The organism is Aquibium microcysteis, assembly GCF_014495845.1.
GTDB lineage: Bacteria > Pseudomonadota > Alphaproteobacteria > Rhizobiales > Rhizobiaceae > Aquibium > Aquibium microcysteis.
Map to the genome: position 1 here is coordinate 4907746 of NZ_CP061080.1, position 17370 is coordinate 4925115.

General features: G+C 66.2%; 17 protein-coding genes and 1 pseudogene. 8 read left to right on the top strand and 10 right to left on the bottom strand.

All coding sequences use genetic code 11. The features are described 5' to 3' along the window. Position 1 precedes the first annotated feature (1 nt). From glgX to IAI54_RS23165, 4 genes are all read left to right on the top strand, one after another. Positions 2 to 2074 carry a glycogen debranching protein GlgX gene (gene glgX / locus IAI54_RS23150; protein ID WP_187969418.1) on the top strand — a complete coding sequence of 691 codons (2073 nt, stop codon included), beginning with the start codon at positions 2 to 4 and terminating at the stop codon, positions 2072 to 2074. Continuing rightward, complete coding sequence (treZ, locus tag IAI54_RS23155; protein ID WP_187969419.1) at positions 2071 to 3870, top strand: malto-oligosyltrehalose trehalohydrolase; 1800 nt, start codon at positions 2071 to 2073, stop codon at positions 3868 to 3870. Before glgX ends, treZ begins: the two co-directional genes overlap by 4 nt. A 125-nt stretch (positions 3871 to 3995) precedes the next feature. Further along, positions 3996 to 4277: a DUF2934 domain-containing protein gene (locus tag IAI54_RS23160; protein ID WP_187969420.1), complete on the top strand. Its 282-nt coding sequence runs from the start codon at positions 3996 to 3998 to the stop codon at positions 4275 to 4277. A 42-nt stretch (positions 4278 to 4319) separates the two neighbouring features. Beyond that, positions 4320 to 4631 carry a hypothetical protein gene (locus IAI54_RS23165; RefSeq protein ID WP_187969421.1) on the top strand — a complete coding sequence of 104 codons (312 nt, stop codon included), beginning with the start codon at positions 4320 to 4322 and terminating at the stop codon, positions 4629 to 4631. A gap of 153 nt (positions 4632 to 4784) precedes the next feature. Here the strand turns inward: IAI54_RS23165 and IAI54_RS23170 are convergent, their stop codons facing one another. Together IAI54_RS23170 and IAI54_RS23175 are read right to left on the bottom strand one after the other, a co-directional pair. After that, positions 4785 to 5333, bottom strand: coding sequence for a sigma-70 family RNA polymerase sigma factor (locus IAI54_RS23170; RefSeq protein ID WP_187969422.1), 549 nt, complete (start codon positions 5331 to 5333; stop codon positions 4785 to 4787). Between the two features lie 128 nt (positions 5334 to 5461). Then, positions 5462 to 6157 carry a hypothetical protein gene (locus tag IAI54_RS23175; protein WP_210321167.1) on the bottom strand — a complete coding sequence of 232 codons (696 nt, stop codon included), beginning with the start codon at positions 6155 to 6157 and terminating at the stop codon, positions 5462 to 5464. A 163-nt stretch (positions 6158 to 6320) separates the two neighbouring features. Here IAI54_RS23175 and IAI54_RS29035 point away from each other — a divergent pair. Further along, positions 6321 to 6530, top strand: a pseudogene (locus IAI54_RS29035) (Ku protein); the annotation flags it as partial. A 64-nt stretch (positions 6531 to 6594) separates the two neighbouring features. Here IAI54_RS29035 and IAI54_RS23185 read toward each other — a convergent pair. The 3 genes from IAI54_RS23185 to IAI54_RS23195 are packed head-to-tail and all read right to left on the bottom strand — an operon-like array spanning position 6595 to position 9558. Then, entirely contained in the window at positions 6595 to 7605 is a 1011-nt protein-coding gene (locus tag IAI54_RS23185; protein ID WP_187969425.1) for a cytochrome d ubiquinol oxidase subunit II, read from the bottom strand. Position 7606: 1 nt separating this feature from the next. Beyond that, on the bottom strand, positions 7607 to 8968 hold the full coding sequence (locus tag IAI54_RS23190) for a cytochrome ubiquinol oxidase subunit I (RefSeq protein WP_187969426.1): 1362 nt from the start codon (positions 8966 to 8968) through the stop codon (positions 7607 to 7609). Between the two features lie 5 nt (positions 8969 to 8973). Further along, positions 8974 to 9558 carry a GbsR/MarR family transcriptional regulator gene (locus tag IAI54_RS23195; protein WP_187969427.1) on the bottom strand — a complete coding sequence of 195 codons (585 nt, stop codon included), beginning with the start codon at positions 9556 to 9558 and terminating at the stop codon, positions 8974 to 8976. Positions 9559 to 9920: 362 nt separating this feature from the next. Here IAI54_RS23195 and ku (IAI54_RS23200) point away from each other — a divergent pair, with 362 nt between their 5' ends. After that, entirely contained in the window at positions 9921 to 10730 is an 810-nt protein-coding gene (gene ku, locus IAI54_RS23200) for a non-homologous end joining protein Ku (protein WP_187969428.1), read from the top strand. Between the two features lie 62 nt (positions 10731 to 10792). On the opposite strand, the gene ligD is transcribed toward ku (IAI54_RS23200), so the two are convergent. Then, positions 10793 to 13417, bottom strand: coding sequence for a DNA ligase D (gene ligD / locus IAI54_RS23205; RefSeq protein WP_187969429.1), 2625 nt, complete (start codon positions 13415 to 13417; stop codon positions 10793 to 10795). 1 nt (position 13418) lies between these two features. Further along, positions 13419 to 14273, bottom strand: coding sequence for a non-homologous end joining protein Ku (gene ku / locus IAI54_RS23210; protein WP_187969430.1), 855 nt, complete (start codon positions 14271 to 14273; stop codon positions 13419 to 13421). A 126-nt stretch (positions 14274 to 14399) separates the two neighbouring features. On the opposite strand from ku (IAI54_RS23210), the gene IAI54_RS23215 reads away from it, so the two are divergent. Further along, positions 14400 to 14645 (top strand): DUF2188 domain-containing protein, encoded by a 246-nt coding sequence (locus IAI54_RS23215; protein WP_187973320.1) that lies wholly within the window; start codon positions 14400 to 14402, stop codon positions 14643 to 14645. A gap of 33 nt (positions 14646 to 14678) precedes the next feature. Here IAI54_RS23215 and IAI54_RS23220 read toward each other — a convergent pair whose 3' ends face one another. Then, on the bottom strand, positions 14679 to 15251 hold the full coding sequence (locus tag IAI54_RS23220; RefSeq protein WP_210321303.1) for a DNA-3-methyladenine glycosylase: 573 nt from the start codon (positions 15249 to 15251) through the stop codon (positions 14679 to 14681). Between the two features lie 309 nt (positions 15252 to 15560). On the opposite strand from IAI54_RS23220, the gene IAI54_RS23225 reads away from it, so the two are divergent. Beyond that, positions 15561 to 16607, top strand: coding sequence for a DNA topoisomerase IB (locus IAI54_RS23225; RefSeq protein WP_187969431.1), 1047 nt, complete (start codon positions 15561 to 15563; stop codon positions 16605 to 16607). Between the two features lie 69 nt (positions 16608 to 16676). Here IAI54_RS23225 and IAI54_RS23230 read toward each other — a convergent pair whose 3' ends face one another. Both IAI54_RS23230 and IAI54_RS23235 read right to left on the bottom strand, forming a co-directional pair. Further along, complete coding sequence (locus IAI54_RS23230) at positions 16677 to 17006, bottom strand: DUF427 domain-containing protein (protein ID WP_235679444.1); 330 nt, start codon at positions 17004 to 17006, stop codon at positions 16677 to 16679. Positions 17007 to 17097: 91 nt separating this feature from the next. Further along, positions 17098 to 17286, bottom strand: coding sequence for a DUF3008 family protein (locus IAI54_RS23235; protein WP_187969433.1), 189 nt, complete (start codon positions 17284 to 17286; stop codon positions 17098 to 17100). Between the last annotated feature and the right edge of the window lie 84 nt (positions 17287 to 17370).

A 17370-nucleotide genomic window follows, 5' to 3' on the forward strand; every position in this document is an offset into this window, starting at 1 on the left:
CATGCGCCGCAACGGACAGATCAAGCCTGGCTCGCCCTTCCCGCTCGGGGCGCACTGGGACGGCTCGGGCGTCAATTTCGCCCTCTTTTCCGCCAATGCCACCAAGGTGGAACTCTGCCTCTTCGACGGCACCGGTCGCCGCGAGATCGAGCGGGTGCTACTGCCGGAATTCACGCACGAGGTCTGGCACGGATACCTGCCCGACGTGAGGCCCGGTCAGCTCTACGGCTATCGCGTGCACGGACCCTACGAGCCGTCCGCCGGGCATCGGTTCAACCCCAACAAGCTCCTGCTCGACCCTTACGCTCTCGAGCTGCGCGGCGAGATCCGCTGGCATGACGCCGTCTTCGGCTACCGGATCGGTCATCCCCGTGAGGATCTCTCCTTCGATCGCCGCGACTCGGCATTCGTCATGCCGAAATGCGTCGTCGTCGACCCGGCCGTCACCTGGGGCAACGACATGCGCCCCGGCCGCCCATGGGACGAGACGATCATCTATGAGGCACACGTGAAGGGCATGACGGCGCTCAACCAGGAGCTGCCCGAACAGTATCGCGGCACCTTTGCCGGCCTGGCGGATCCGCGCACCATCGATCACCTCGTCAAGCTCGGCGTCACGGCGATCGAACTGATGCCCACGCAGGCCTTCTTCGACGATCGCCATCTCATCGAGCGCGGTCTGTCCAACTACTGGGGCTACAACACCATCGGCTTCTTCGCACCGGCCACCCGGTTCATCGCACCCGGCGCCGGTATCCACGATTTCAAGCTGATGGTTCGCCGCCTGCACGAGGCCGGCATCGAGGTCATCCTCGACGTGGTCTACAATCACACCGCCGAAGGCAACCAGATGGGGCCGACGCTGTCGTTTCGCGGCATCGACAATGCCAGCTACTACCTCCTCGGCGACGATCCGCGCTACTACTTCGATACGACGGGCTGCGGCAACACCGTCAATCTGCGCAATCAGCGCGTGCTGCAGATGGTCATGGATTCGCTGCGCTACTGGGTGCAGGACTGCCATGTCGATGGCTTCCGCTTCGATCTCGCCAGCTCGCTCGGTCGCGACCGCGACAGCTTCGACCAGAACGCCGTCTTCCTCGACGCCGTGCGGCAGGATCCGGTCCTGTCGATGGTCAAGCTGATCGCGGAACCCTGGGATACCGGAAACGACGGCTACCAGCTCGGCAACTTCCCCCCGATGTGGGCAGAGTGGAACGACCAGTATCGCGACACCACGCGCGCCTTCTGGAAGGGCGACGACGGCATCGCCTCCGACCTCGCAGGCAGACTCCTCGGTTCTGCGGGCGACTTCGAGAAGCGTGGGCGCCGTCCGTGGGCGAGCGTCAACTTCGCGACTGCGCATGACGGTTTCACGCTGATGGACCTCGTCAGCTACAACGACAAGCACAACGAGGCCAATGGCGAGGAGAACCGCGACGGCCATTCTCACAACCTGTCGTGGAACTGCGGTGCTGAGGGCCCGACCGACGATCCGGAGATTCTCGATCTTCGAGACCGCATGCGACGCAATCTCGCCGCGACCGTGCTTCTGTCCCAGGGCACCCCGATGATCCTGATGGGCGACGAACTCGGCCGCAGCCAGGGCGGCAACAACAACTCCTACTGCCAGGACACGGAGATGAACTGGCTGAAGTGGGGAGAGGGGATCGACGAACGCGACCGGGCCTTCTTCGATTTCATGCGCAAGCTGATCGCGCTGCGTCTCGACCAGCCCCTCCTGCGCCAGCGCTTTTTCCTGCATGGCGAACCGCGGCCGAACGGCGCGAGCGGCGTTCGCTGGCTGCGCGCCGACGGCCAGCAGATGAGCGACGAGGACTGGCTCCAGCCGCACACGCGCGCCTTCGCCATGCTTCTGTTCACCGATGCCCGGAAGCTGCTGATCGTCTTCAACGCCCATTACGAGGACATCGACTTCGCCCTTCCGGAAGCCTATCCCTCGGGCTGGCGGCGGCTCCTCGACACTGCCGATCCGGATGTATCCGGCGATCCGGTGGCTGGTCCGGCGGCGGCGCGCGGCCGGACGCTGATGCTGCTGGAGACCAGGGCGTGACCGCGGCCCGGCGGCCCGATCCGTCCTCGCCTTCGTGGGGTGCAAAGGTCCTCGGCGGCGGCAGGGTGCGGTTCCGTCTCTGGGCGCCGGGTGTGAAGGCCCTAGCTCTCCGGCTCGGCGGCAGCGACCGGCCGATGCGGCGCGATGCCGATGGCTGGTTCGAGCTGGTGGCCGATGACGTGTCGCCGGGCGCGGAGTACCTCTTCGTGTTGCCTGATGGCAGGGCCGTTCCCGATCCGGCCTCGCGCGCACAGGCCGGCGACGTGCACGGGCCGTCGCTCGTCGTCGACCCGGCCGCTCACGACTGGACGGCGCGCGACTGGACCGGCCGTCCCTGGGAAGAGGCCGTCATCTACGAACTGCATGTCGGCACCTTCACCGAAGAGGGCACGTTCGCGGCAGCCATCGGCAAGCTCGACCATCTGGTGGCACTCGGCGTCACGGCCGTGGAAGTCATGCCTGTCGCACAGTTCTCCGGCAATCGCGGCTGGGGGTACGACGGCGTCCTGCCCTATGCTCCCCACAGCGCCTATGGCGGGCCCGATGGTCTGAAGCGTTTCGTCGATGCCGCCCACCAGCGCGGCCTGATGGTGCTCCTCGACGTCGTCTACAACCACTTCGGTCCCGACGGGAACTACATCTCGCTCTATGCGCCCGACTTCTTCCGCCCGCAGGACCATACGCCCTGGGGCGCCGCCATCGCTTTCGATGCCGAGCCCGTCCGGCGCTTCTTCACCGAGAACGCGCTCTGCTGGCTCGAAGAGTACAGGCTGGACGGCCTTCGGCTCGACGCAATCGACCATGTCGCCGATGATCTCCTCGCGGAGATCGGGCAACGGGTGCGGGCGCGATTTCCTGACCGGCATGTCCACTTGACGACGGAGGACAACCGCAACGTCACCGTCCTGCACGAGCGCGGCGGGGACGGCACCGTCACCGCCTACACCGCCGAATGGAACGACGACTTCCACTCCATCGCGCACGTCATCGCCACCGGCGAGACCGACGGTTACTTTGCCGACTTCAAGGATGACCCGACCGGGAAGCTCGCCCGTGCGCTGGCGGAGGGGTTCGCCTATCAGGGCGAAGTCTCGCCGCAATGGGAACGACCGCGCGGAGAACCGAGCGCACATCTGCCCCCGACGGCCTTCGTGGATTTCCTCCAGAACCACGACCAGGTCGGCAATCGCGCGTTCGGCGAGCGGTTGCCTGCCCTTGCCTCTCCCGACATGTTGCGCGTGCTCACCTCTGTGCTGCTGCTGTCTCCGCATATCCCGCTGCTGTTCATGGGCGAGGAATTCGCCGAGGATCGCCCGTTCCTCTTCTTCACCGATTTCCATGGCGAGCTGGCGAAAGCCGTGACGGAGGGGCGGCGGCGGGAATTCGCGCGCTTCGCCGCGTTCGGCGACGGCACCCGGAAGATACCCGATCCGAACGACCCGGCGACCTTTGCGGCCTCCAAACTCGATTGGACGAAGCCTGGCCTCGGCAGCGGGCGGCTGCGGTTCGATCTTGTGAGGCGTCTCCTCGCGCTTCGCCGGGAAGCGATCGTGCCCGCTCTCGCCTCTGCCTCCGGCAACAGCGGAATCATCCGGGCAGCAGCCGATGGTCTCGTGGCCGTCGACTGGACGCTCGGGAAGGCGCAGCTTCAGATGCGGGTCAATCTGTCGAACGGACCGCGCCGTGCGCCGGCACTGGACGTGCCGCTGCTCCATGCCGATCCCGTCGAAACGGTGGTGACGCTCGTCGATGCGGTCGAACTGCCGCCGTTCGCGATCGCCGTGGGGTTCGCCTGAAGATGGAACGACGCCCGGTACGATGGTAGTCTGTGCTGCCGGACGGCCAGACGCCGACATCCCCGTCGCCTGCCGGTTCTCAACAGGGCGTCGTCGAACCGGACGTTAGGAAGGGATCTGCACCGATGAACACGCATCGAGACGAGCAACTGCGACAGCGCGCCTACCGCATCTGGGAAGCCGAAGGGCGGCCCGAAGGCCGGGAGGCGGAGCACTGGGCACGCGCCGAACGTGAACTCGCCGACGAGCAGCCGGTCACCGCACCGGAGGACGCCGCGGCTCCGTCCCGTGCACGCCGCAAGGCGCCGGCGGCGGAGCCTGCCGCCGGCGGTGGTACCGACGGCACTGCGAAACGGGCAGCCCGGAGCGCCGGCAAATCCGCCGCTCCACGCAAGAAGAAAGTTTGAAGCCGCGCGATCCGCGCGCGGAAGGTTCGGAAGGAGTAGACGATGGCCGAGACAAGGGTACTGACCGATCACCAGGAGATCCGCGAATGGGCGGCCGCACGCATGGGCTCGCCGGCGATCCGTCCGGCGGCGCCGTCGATCGGCAACAACGACCCCGTGCTGATGATCGTCTTCGACCAGCAGTCCTACGAGGATCAGGACCAGGGTGCAGACCGGCCGACGGACCTCGGTCGGCCGGAGATCGTCGAATGGGAGGAGTGGTTTGGGCTTTTCGACGAGCGCCAGCTCGGTCTCGTCGTGTCGCGGGAGATCGCAGGCCTGCGCGAGAGCTTCCACCAGCTCATCGCACGCTGACCCATGAAGACGCGGTCGAAGGCAGCGCCTTCGCCGCGTGCTTCCCGGCGGCGATGACCTGGAGGGGCAGTCGCTTCGAGCGGCGCGCCCCGGCGCCTTCGAGGGAGCGGCGACGTGGCGCCGGAAGCGGCGCCCGCTCTCGCGGCTCCGCCTTCAGCCCATCTTCCCGGAAGAGAACATGGATGCCACGGGATGCACCTGTGCGCGCTCCACCGTCGAGCGGCTGGATGTTTCCCCGAGCTCTTCGAGAAGGCGCAGGCGCGCGCGGTTCAGCCTGCTCTTGATGGTACCCATCGCGCAGCCGCAGATGTCGGCTGCCTCGTCATAGCTCATGCCGAGCACGCCGATGAGCACCAGCACCTCTCGCTGCTGGTCCGACAGACGCGACAGCGCCATCGCGATTTCATGTCGCCGCGCCGACCATTCCTGCGTGGCGTCGATGGCGGGTCTGGCGGCGGCATCGTCGGCGGCACCGGGAGCCTCCCGGTTCGCGAGTCGGATCCGCGTGTAGAATGTGTTGCGCATGATCGTGAACAGCCACGACTTCATGCTCGTGCCTTCCGCGAACTGGTGAATTTTGGCCAATGCCTTCGTGAGCGTTTCCTGCACGAGGTCGTCCGCATCGCTGGGATCGCGGTAGAAGGTTCGGGCAAAGGCGCGCAGGGCGGGGATCAGACTGACGATCTCGTTGTCCGGTGACATTGCGCTCCACCCTCGTGAGCCATGCGCGGTTCGCTTCATGGCTCGACTGATACATGTATTGATGCTCCCCCCGAGCCCCAGTCTCTCAATGCGTCCATCGCGGGTAAGTTCCAGCCTGTCGCTCGCGGTCAACGCGAAAGACGTCCTTTTTCTCCGTTGCAGGAGCGCTGCTGCAGGTTGCGCCTCATCATGAGGCGCTCGATGGAGCGGCGTGCGCTCGCCGAGCGGATCTGGCGGGCATACGTGGCGCGGGGTCTCAATCGGGTGGGGGTCACCGCACGGTCGAGTTCGAATTCGCGCTCTGCGGCCACGAGACCGTCTTGCGACAGGTAGGTGGCAGCGATGGTGATCGTCAGCTGGGAGCGGTCCCTCTGGGGGGAATGACTCGCCTCTCCGTCGCCCGGCCCGCCGGCTGCCTTGTCGATCAGGTCCTGGTAGGTCCCGATGTCGATCAGCTCTCCGCTCTGAAGGGGACCCTGCAGCCAGCCGCGGCGAGGGTCTTCATCGTCCTTGGCGCGCGCGGTGTCGAGTTCGCTCAGCGAACAGACCATCGGTTCGTCCTCGTCGTTGCCGCCGCCTAACGAAATCAGTACCGCCTCGATGTAGATCGCCTCCGCGCTCATGTTGGCGACGATGCACCGGGCCTCGACCGTGTGGCCCGCGCCGCGATTGATGAGAATGCGGGGGCGGCGCAGCCGCCGGTAATTGCTGTAGAGCAGATGGAAGTAGAGCGTCCAGATGACCAGTGTCAGGATGCCGGAAAGGGCGCTGACCACCCCGTGATTGTCTTTGAGCCATTCCCACATGAACACCTGTCCCGGCATCGGACCCATTCGAGGTGCGACCGCGCGCGCCCGCCCGGCCCGTGGCCACGCAACCCCGCATCGGAGAAGACGACCGCCTTCTGGACTTCCGCCTGCTCCCGGAACGCTCGTGCCGCCGCGACGTTCCTCGCGGTTTGGAACGAAGACCGGTGAATGAACCGACATGGCGCCGCGCAGCGCCAGGAAGCGCTATCTGGAGCTGTCGCTTGTCACGTGCCCCGTCCAGATCACCCCTGCAACCAGCGAAAGCGAGAAGATCAGTTTCCACTCCCTCAACCGTGCCGCGGGCAACCGGGTGAGAGACCCCTATGTCGATTCCGGGACCGGAAAAATGGTGCGCGACGAAGACCGGGTTCAGGGCGTCGCGAAGGGCGGCGGTGGCCACTTCCTGCCCGGACTCGGCGACGGGAAGGTTCGTCCCGCGCCCTCTCGCCCGGTCAGTAGTAGCGCAGTTCGGTCGCCTTGCCGCGGAACACGAAATAGCTGAAGGCGGTGTAGGCGACGATAAACGGCAGCACGAAGACAGCTCCGAAGAGGATGATCAGAAGACTTTCCGGTGCCGCTGCCGCCTCTGCGATCGTCAGCCGTTCGGGCACGACATATGGATAGAACGAGTAGGCGAGGCCGCAGAAGCCGAGAACGAACAGGCTGGTGGCGCCGAGGAACGGCACCAGGTCGAGGCTGTGGTCCTTGCGCGGCATGCGTGCCAGGAACACGCGCAGCGCAATGAACAGGGCTGCGGTCATCAACGGGATCGGTGCCAGCATGATCAGATTGGGGAAGGAGAACCAGCGTTCGAAGATGCGGGCCGAAACCAGTGGCGTCGCGACAGAGACGACGACCATTCCCGCCACGGTCAGGACGAGCGTGATCCGCGCCCAGCCGACGGCCAGGGCCTGCAGCGCCCCATCGGTCTTGGCGATGAGCCATGTCGCGCCGACGAACATGTAAGCACTTGCCAGACCTCCTGCCGATAGAACTGCGAACGCTTCCGATTCCCAGCCGCCGCCGAAACCCATGACGTACTTCCCCAGCATGTAGCCCTGCATCAGCGCCGCGAGCGTCGAGCCGGCCACGAAGGTTCGGTCCCACCATGCCTGGTGGGGAACCGGCGCCTTGACGCGGAACTCGAAGGCGACGCCCCGCATGGTGAGACCGAGCAGCATCATGGCGACGGGAAGGTAGAGCGCGGAAAGCACCATGCCGTGCGCCATCGGGAAGGCGACGAGCAGAAGTCCGATGCCGAGCACGAGCCACGTTTCGTTGGCGTCCCAGAATGGACCGATCGTTGCGATCATGCGGTCTCGCTCGGCCCGGTCGGCGTCCGCCATGAGCATGCCGATGCCGAGGTCGTATCCGTCGAGGATGACGTAGGCGAGGATGGCGATCCCCATGAGCGCGGCGAAGGTGTATGGCAGGATCGAGCCGTTCAGCAGTATGTCGGACATGTCATGCCTCCCGGGTGACCGAGCCCATCGGAAGAACCGATGACGCGCCCGGGTCTTCAGGAGCGAACCCCGCCCGCCCTTTGCCGGCGAGATGATAGATCACGCCGACATAGGCGACGATCAGGGCCGCATAGGTGGCCAGATAGAGAACGAGGGTGGTCCCGATCATGGCCGCCGGCACGTCGGACGCTGCCTGCGCCGTCGTCAGCACGCCGGTGACGAGCCAGGGCTGGCGACCGATTTCGGTGACGTACCAGCCTGCCAGCGTCGCAACCCACCCGGAAAAGGTCATTCCGACCAGCGCCAGCGCCAGCGGCCTCGTGATGTCGCCCTGCCGCTTGAGAGCCCATGCGGCGGCCCAGGATACGAGCAGCATCAGCACGCCCATCCCGACCATGATGCGGAAGGCGTAGAACACGGGCGCGACCGGCGGGTGTCTGCCCTCGAACGCGTCGAGGCCCGGAACCACCCCCGCGGGATCGTGCTTGAGGATCAGGCTGGCACCGTTCGGCACGGCGATCTCGAAATCGTTCCGCCGTTCGGCCTCGTTCGGGACCGCGAAGAGCACGAGCGGCACGTTGCCGCGCGTTTCCCAGTTTCCTTCCATGGCGGCCACCTTGGCAGGCTGATGCTCGAGCGTGTTCAGGCCGTGCAGATCGCCGACGAGGATCTGGATCGGGATGAGCGTGGCGGCGAGGTAGACGCCGGTGCGCATCGCCGTCAGGACGTCCGGCCCGCGATCGTCGCGCAGCCATCGCCAGGCGGCGAGGCCCGCGATGAGGAAGGCACAGGTCAGGCCGGACGCGATCAGCATGTGCGCCAGGCGGTAGGGCATCGACGGGTTGAAGACGATCGCCATCCAGTCGGTGGCGTGTGCGACGCCGTCGCGCATCTCGAAGCCCGCCGGCGTGTGCATCCACGAATTCAGCACCAGGATCCAGAAGGCCGACATCGTCGTGCCCAGTGCGACGAGAACCGTCGCACCGGTATGGATCCAGTTCGGCACCTTATTGAAGCCGAACAGCATGATGCCGAGGAAGGTCGCTTCCAGGAAGAAGGCGGTGAGAACTTCATAGGCGAGCAACGGCCCCGCGATGTTGCCGACATGATTCATGAAGCCGGGCCAGTTGGTGCCGAACTGGAAGCTCATGGTGATGCCGGACACGACACCGAGTGCGAAAGTGAGCGCGAAGATCTTCACGAAGAAGCGGTAAGCCTCCATCCACCTGGCCTCGCCGGTGGCGTTGAACCGCAGCTTGAAGAACAGGAGCACCCAGCCGAGCGCGATGGTGATCGTCGGGAACAGGATGTGGAAGGAGATGTTCGCCGCGAACTGGATGCGGGCGAGGACGATCGGATCCATCGAGGCTACTCCTTGCTCTTGCCGGTGACGGATCGGGATTTTCCGCCGGGAAGTGCGAGCAGCCGGTCCTTCATCTCGAGAACCTTCACGACCTTGGCGCCGAGGCTGAGGAGCTGGATCAGTCGCTCCGTCTCGAGTTTCTGGACGTCGCCGTACCAGCTGGTCAGGAGTTCGATCAGCTCGTGCATGTCGCGCATCCGGTCCTGCGCGTGCCGCTCGGGCTCGCTGTCGGGCTTGCGCATCAGCAGTTCGCGCAGCACCGACAGCGTCGGGTCTATCTCGCGCTTCTTGCGTTCGTCGACCAGCGTCCGGACGATGGCGTAGATGTCGGCCGGGGTGACGAAGAAGTCGCGGCGGTCGCCGGGCATCGAGCGGTGCTGGAGCAGGTTCCAGCTCTGCAGTTCCTTCAGCCCCATGGAGACGTTGGAGCGGGAGATCTCCAGGCGCTCGACGATGTCGTCGGCGCACAGCGGTCTGTCCGCGATGAAGAGAACGGCATAGATCTGGCCGACCGTCCGGTTGATGCCCCAGCGGCTTCCCATTTCGCCGAAATGCAGGACGAAGGCTTCGCACAGGGGAGGCAGGTTCATCGGTATTTCCTGAAGTTTCAGAATTTCCTGAAAATTATGCAGGCTAGACAATCGATCAATCGGCGAAAGTGACGCAGGGGCGGTATGGTGCCATGCGAACGGTCGGTCGCCGGCGCTGGGCGACCCCCGGCAGACGGGCGAAGCGGCTGCTTCCTGCTCTCGCGACGGCGGCCGGCGGTCGCGGTCGGCGCCCGGACGGAGAAGGAGACGCGGAGGCGACGCGGCTGGAATTCCCGGGCAATGCGCATCCAGGGTGCTGGCATCACGCCAGGGAGGGTGGCGCGTCGCCGCGGTCATGCCACGCCGTTGCGGAACGCTCCCGCTGCTTCGGCGTTCACGACGGATTGAACCGGGGTTGGAACATGGCGCCGCGCAGCTTCTGGAAGGGCTATCTGAAGCTGTCGCTGGTCACGTGCCCCGTGCAGATGACCCCTGCAACCAGCGAAAGCGAGAAGGTCAGTTTCCACTCCCTCAACCGTGCCACGGGCAACCGGGTGCGAAACCGCTATGTCGATTCCGAAACGGGAAAGATCGTCCGCGACGAAGACCGGGTTCACGGCTTCCCGAAGGGCGACGGTGACTACGTCGTCATCGAGGATGAGGAACTGGACTCGATCGCGCTCGAAAGCACCCATACGATCGACATCGACACCTTCGTCCCGCGCGACACGATCGGCTGGATCTGGCACGACAAGCCCTACTTCCTGGCGCCGGACGACAAGGTGGGCGAGGAAGCCTTCGCAGTGATCCGGGATGCCATGCGCACGACGGGCATGGTCGGCATCTCCCGCGTCGTTCTCTTCAGGCGGGAGCGCGCGGTGATGCTGGAGGCCTGCGGCAAGGGCATCCTCGCTTGGACCCTGCGTTTCGGAGACGAGGTGCGCGAGGCCGAGGTTGCCCGGCCCGCTCAGGACAAGCCCGAAGCCCGTCTGATGCGGCTGGTCAAGACGCTGATCGACGAGCGCACCAAGGACTGGGACCCCTCGATGGTGGAGGACCCGGTGCAGGGCAGGCTGCTCGAGCTCATCGAGACCAAGCGAAAGAAGCGCAAGCCGGCCAAGGCCAAGGCTGCGCCTGAACCGGCGCCCGAAACCCAGGGCAACGTCGTCTCGATCATGGACGCGCTCCGCCGCAGCGTGGAGCAGGAGAAGAAAGGGCCGAAAAAAAAGTGACGACCCGCCGTGCGTCGTCCGGAAGCGTCCGCTCCAGGCCATGAGGACGGCATCCCGGCTGGTCAGGCTGCGGATGTCTTCCGTTTCCGTGTCTTGTTAGCCGGCTTTGTACTCGTCCCGATCGGCGTACGCGCCTTTCCGAAATCGGCCCATGGATCGGCGGGAAGATTGGCGAGCCGCGCGGCGGCGTTCATGACCGTGAAGCCGGCGGGACCGATTTCGGGGCCCAGTTCGTCCCATTCGATCGGCATCGAGACCGCAGCTCCGTCGCGCGCGCGCGTCGAATAGGGGGCCACTGCGGTCGCCCCGCGTCCGTTGCGCAGATAGTCCACGAGAATCTTGCCCTTCCGCTTCGCCTTCGACACCGTCGCGACGAAGCGCTCCGGGCTGTCTGCCGACATTTCGTCGGCGACCCGTTTGGCGAAGCCTTTCACTTCGTCCCAGCCCGCCATCGGCTCCAGCGGGCTGACGACGTGCAATCCCTTGCCGCCGGAGGTCTTCAGGAAGCAGGCCAGACCTTCCGCCTCCAGCCGCTCGCGCACCTCGCGTGCCGCGGCCATCATCGCCTCCCACGTCACGCCCTCGCCGGGGTCGAGGTCCATGACGATCTGGTCGGGCTTCTCCAGATCGTCGAGCGACGCCTGCCATGGATGGATTTCCAGCACGCCGCCCTGGACGAGGCCGATCAGCCCGTCGAACCCGTCGATGCCCACGATTGCCTCGCCGGGCTCGTCCTGCGGATCATGCAGCGTGAGGATCTTGGCATTCATCCCTTTCCACGCGTGCTTCTGGAAGAAGCACTGTCCGCCGACGCCTCCGGGACAGCGCAGCAGCGCCAGGGGACGGTGCACGACATGCGGCGCCATGAACCGCCAGGCCTCGCTGTAGTAGGCCGCGAGCCCCTGCTTGGTCACGCCGACGTCCTTCCAGTAGATCCGGTCGGGGTGGGTGAGCTTGACCGTCCAGTGCGGCAGCTTGGTGCTGCTCTTCGCGGGGCCTGCATCCTCCCGTATGACGGCCTCCGCGGACTTGTCCTCCCGCAGTCCGCGAAACGAGGCATGGCGCAGCACCCCGTCGCCCGTCCAGGCGCGGAACTCCACCTCGGCCACCAGCGTCGGCTCGACGAAGCGGACGCCGCGGCGGGCTTCGGCCGACAGCGCAGCATCGAATGGTGAGTCCTCCCGTGCCAGCGGCTTCAGCCGTGCGTAGAGATCCTGCGCCATGCGTCTCGAGAAACCGGTGCCGACCCGGCCCGCGTGAACGAAGCTGCCGCCGTCGTGATGACCGAGAACCAGCGACCCGATCGCCTTGTCCGACGTGGTCGACGGCACGTAGCCGGCAATGACGAATTCCTGCCGCTCCGAACATTTCGACTTGATCCAGTCCCGTCCGCGTCCCGGCCTGTACTTGCCGTCGCGAAGCTTGGAGATGACGCCTTCGAGGCTGAGCCGGCAGGCATGCCGGAGGATCATCTCGCCGTCCTCGTCGAAGTGGTCGCTGAATCGCAGCACCGACGGCGCACCCGCAAGCATCCGGCCGAGCACCGCCTTGCGTTCGGTCAGCGCCGCCCCTGTCAGGTCGCGCCCGTCGAGATGCATCAGGTCGAAGGCGTAGTACACGAAGCGATCGGTCCGCCCCTCGGACAGATCGGCCTGCAGCGCGGAGAAATCGGAGGCGCCGCCACCACCCTCGACGACCAGTTCGCCGTCGATCACCGCTTCCGTCAGCGGCAGCGCTGCAAGCGCCCTGGCGATCGCGGTGCCGAACCGGTCGGACCAGTCGAGGCCGCTCCGGGTCAGGAGTCTGACATGACCGTCCGAGACATGCGCCTGCAGGCGGTAACCGTCGAATTTGATCTCGTGGATCCACCGGTCTCCCGAGGGAGCCTCGGCGCGCAGGGTCGCCAGTTGCGGCTCGATGAAGTCCGGCATCGCTGCCTTGCGACTGCCCTTCACCGCCTTCTCGCCGGATGGGTCCGCCACGGCATCGTCCTGCCGCGCGTTCTTTTGCCGCTGCGCAGTCTTCGTCTTGCCGCTCCGGGCCGCGGTGGGCGCGGGGGCCGATGACGCCTCTTCGGAGGTCCTGTCGATCTTCCCGGTCTTCGACGACCATCCCGGCGTCTCGTCCTCCACGTCCGCGATGACGCGTCCGGTCTTTAGCGATTCCGGCCGTTCCTCCAGGATGTCGGGGTCATCGGCACCCCGGGCGAATTCGTCGTCGCCCTTGATCAGAAGCCAGTTCTCGCGCTTCTCGCGCGGCTTGCCGGCCATGCGCACCAGATGCCAGCGGCCGCCGAGCTTTTCGCCCTTCAGCTCGAAATCGAGGTGTCCTTTCCTGTAGCCCTTCTCCGCGTCGCCGATCGGCGCCCAGGTGCCGCGATCCCAGACGATCACGGTGCCGCCACCATACTCGCCTTTCGGGATCGTTCCTTCGAAATCGCCGTACTCGAGCGGGTGATCCTCGACATGCACCGCCAGACGCTTCTCTCCCGGCAGGAGGCTCGGCCCGCGCGTCACCGCCCAGCTGCGCAGCACGCCGTCCACCTCCATGCGGAAGTCGTAATGCAGCCGCCGCGCTGCGTGCTTCTGGATCACGAAGGAGCGTCCGCCGGCCTCTGGTGTCGCCGTGCCTTCAGGCTCGGCGGTCTTCCTGAAGTCGCGCTTCCTGCGATAGGTGTCGAGCGCCATCTCAGCCCGCCTTCCGTCGCGGCGCCTTCGCCGACGAAGGTTTCGCCCCCGTCTTCCGCGGCTTTGCCTGCTTTCCCGTCGCCTTGCCCGCTTCCGCGCTGCGCCGCAGAGCCTCCATCAGGTCCACCACCTTGGCCTGCGGCTTCGGCTTGGCGGGTTTGATCGCACGGCCTTCCATCTTCGCCTTCACGAGTTCGGCCAGAGCGGCGTCGTAGCGGTCGTCGTAGTCGGACGGGTGGAACGCTCCCTTCTTCGTTTCGATGATGTACTTCGCCAGGTCGAGCATTTCGCCCTTGATGGCCAGGTCGGGCACATCGGCAAAGGCGTCGCGCGCGGACCGCACCTCGTAGTCGAAATTGAGCGTGTTCGCGATCAGCCCGGCGCCCTGCGCTCGCAGGAGCACGGTCCGGACGCGGCGGAACAGCACCGTTCGGGCGATCGCCGCGACGTTTTTCGTCCGCATCCCCTCACGGATCACGGCAAAGGCCGTCTCCGACACGGCATCGGATGGCGCAACATGATACGGCTTGTCCAGATACACCGTCTCGATGTTCGGGCAGGACAGAAAGGCCTCGATCCGCAGCGTCTTGTCGCTCTGCGGCACTGCCTCCGCGATCTCGTCCGGATCCAGGAGGACGTACTGCCCGGAGGCGAGTTCGTAGCCCTTCACGATATCGTCGCGTTCCACCGGCTTGCCGGTCTCCTCGTCGACATACTGGCGCTGGACCCGGTTCCCGGTCTTGCGGTTGAGGATGTTGAACGATACCCGCTCCGCCGTCGACGCGGCCGCGTGGAGCGCCACGCCGCAACTCAGCTCGGCAACCTGCAGGTGGCCTTTCCAGACGGCTCTCGCCACGGCGTCCTTCCTTTTTGCCGGGGCACAACGTCCGCTGCCGGCCGATGTTCCGCAAGCTCGTCCCGCGCAGGAACCTTTCGGATGCCCGCCGTGTTGCGGGAAGAACCGAAATCGGGAAAAGCAGCCATGCCTCGCCTCCTCTACGAAGTGGTGCAACACGACGAAGCCTGGGCCTACAGGGTCGGCGACGTCTATTCGGAGACTTTCGCGACCCGCGGGGAGGCCCACGCGGCGGCAGAGCAGGCCGCCGCCAGCCATCGTCTGGCGGGTTCTGACGAGCATATCGAATATCAGGACCCGCAGGGCCGCTGGCACGAGGAAGAGGAAGACGGTGACGATCGTCCGGACACCGGCGTCGCCGACCCGGACTGAACCTCGCGGCCGGCGTGCCGTCGGGCTTGGAAGCTACCGATCGCGCGGAAAAGGCCGCGACAGGAAGCGCGAGCCGGACAGGCCGAACCGCCAGGGCAGGTCGACTGCCTTGCTGATGCCGATCCGCGGTCCCGCGACCACATCCGGCCGCCGCGAAACGGGCGCGAGCTGCAATGCCCCATGGCCGATCGGCATGCCGTTCTGGGACTGGCTGATCGCCAGCGCCTGGCAGAGCTTGCCGGGCCCGGAGCAGAGCGACCGAACCTCCTCGAGCCCCCGCCGCCGCACCATCGCAGCGAGCCCGGCCTTCGGCTCGAGTGCCCGCACCAGCACGGCCGAACCGGGTGCGCAGACCACGTTGAAGCACCAGTGGATGCCGTAGGAGCGATAGACGTATGCATGCCCGGCGGGGCCGAACATCGCCGCGTTGCGTGCGGTCGGACCGGAGAAGCTGTGCGAGGCCGGATCGTCGGCGGCATAGGCTTCGGTCTCCACCACCATTCCGCCGACGCCGTCATGGGTCAGCATCGCGCCGATCAGCGCCGCGGCCACCTCCTGCGCCGGTCGGTCCAGAAACTGTGTCAACTCCCGGCCCTCCATCGTCATCTGCTCCTCGGCCGCCCTCGGCAGCGCCGTGCGGCGGACTTCTGCCGACGGGATCATTCCGTAGCATCCGGTGTCGAACCGGGGAACAAGCCGCCCCGGCGCGAATTTAGAGGATCACGATCGAACGGCCGCGGCAGACGTGCGCCGGCAAACCGGGAGTGGCCGTGGTGAAGCGTGCAGTATCGATGCGGATGGTTGCAGCCTCCCTGGCCGCATGGTGGCACCCGCAGGTCGCTCGCCGCGCCACCTCTTCCGCCAAACCCACCTTCGGAGGCGACTGAGCTGCGCGGCGTCGGGGCGACACCCATCATGGCTGCTACGGCGGAAACGTCGGCGGCGCGCGCCGATCTGGCCTATGTCACCGACACCGGTCCGGGCATCCGCCGCCGTCGCGCCGGAAAGGGATTCGCCTATTTCGAGCCGGGCGGCGGCAAGCTCGAGGATGCCGCGGCCCGCGAGCGCATCCGCACGCTGGCGATCCCGCCGGCCTGGACCGACGTTTGGATTTCGCCCGATCCCGATGGCCACATCCAGGCCACGGGCCGCGACCAGAAGGGGCGCAAGCAGTATCGCTATCATCCGGGCTGGACCGCCTGCCGCGACGAGGCAAAGTTCTCCTCGCTGGTCGCCTTCGCCTCTGTCCTGCCGAAGATCCGCGACCGTATCGACCATGACCTGCGCCGACCCGGCGTGCCGCGCGAGAGGGTGCTTGCCTCCGTCGTCTGGCTTCTCGACCGCACGCTCATCCGCATCGGCAACGACGTCTACACGCGCCAGAACGAGAGTTTCGGGCTGACCACGCTCCGCCATCGGCACGTCAGGATCGAGGGCCAGCAGATCCGTTTCTCCTTCATCGGCAAGTCCGGCCAGGAGTGGAAGCTCAAGCTGTCCGATCGCCGCATCGCCCGGATCGTCGGCACCATCGAGGAATTGCCGGGCCAGCACCTCTTCCAGTATCTGGACGCGGACGGAGAACGCCGGCCGGTCCATTCGCACGACGTCAACGCCTATCTGCGCGAGACCGCCGGTCCGCAGTTCACCTCGAAGCACTTCCGCACATGGGCTGCGACAACAGCTGCGGCGGTGCGGTTTGCCGGGACCGAACCACCCCAGACGAAGCGAGAGTTCGCCCGGGTCACCAACGAGGTGGTCGATCAGGTGGCCGGCCGGCTGCACAACACGCGTGCGGTGTGCCGCCGCTGCTACATCCATCCCCTGGTCATGGAGACGTGGGAGCAGGGCGCAATCGGCGAAGAGCTCGCCCGGATCCGCCGCCGGAGCCGCAAGCCTCTGCAGGGGCTCGACGACGACGAATCCCTGGTCCTTCGCTGGCTTCGCCTTCATCATCAGAAGTAACGGACCGCGGCCGTCGCCGCGGGCGACGGCGGGCGCGGCCGCGTGCCGTCGACCCCGGACGTCGGGCCCTCACGCGGGCCAGTGCACCTTGTGCTCGGGATCGGGGGTCTCCATGGCCTCCACGGTCACGATCTCCGGGTCGAAGGCCGCATGACCGCGCAATTCGCCGAGTTCCACGGGTGGCGCGTCGTACGCCCACATCGCCCTGTCGGCGGCCTCGCCGACCGCGCTCACCCGCCAGTACCGCGTCCGATGGCTGCCATCCTCGCCTTCGTCCGGATGCTCGTGCAGAAACTCGAGATAGATGTGCCGAAGCGGGATGAAGTAGATGTCCCGCCGTCCGGCTTCGCTGACCTTCAGCGCGGCGTCCGTCGACGCCACCATGGCATCCCGGAACATCACGTTGACTTTTCCGCGGAAGGGTTCGACCCGTCTCGTATCCATTGCATGTCCTCGTCGTCTCGTGAGTGTGGTCCGGTCGTCCGGCCGCTCAGGCGTCCGACTTGTGTTCCGGCTTGCCCTCGCGCCTGGTGGAAGCCATGTCCGACAGTTCCTTCTCGGACATCGACTTCTCCATGCTCTTGGAGGCACCCTTCAGGTCGCTCTTCTTCGTCTCCCCGCGTTTGGCCGAAAGCGCGGCGCCGGCCGCCTTCTGCTGAGCCTTCGATGTCGCTGGCATCGTCCAATCTCCTTTTCCTCTGGCGTGGCACCGCGAACCGGTTCGCCACGCGACTGCCCAGAACGAATGGCCGCGCGAAAGGTT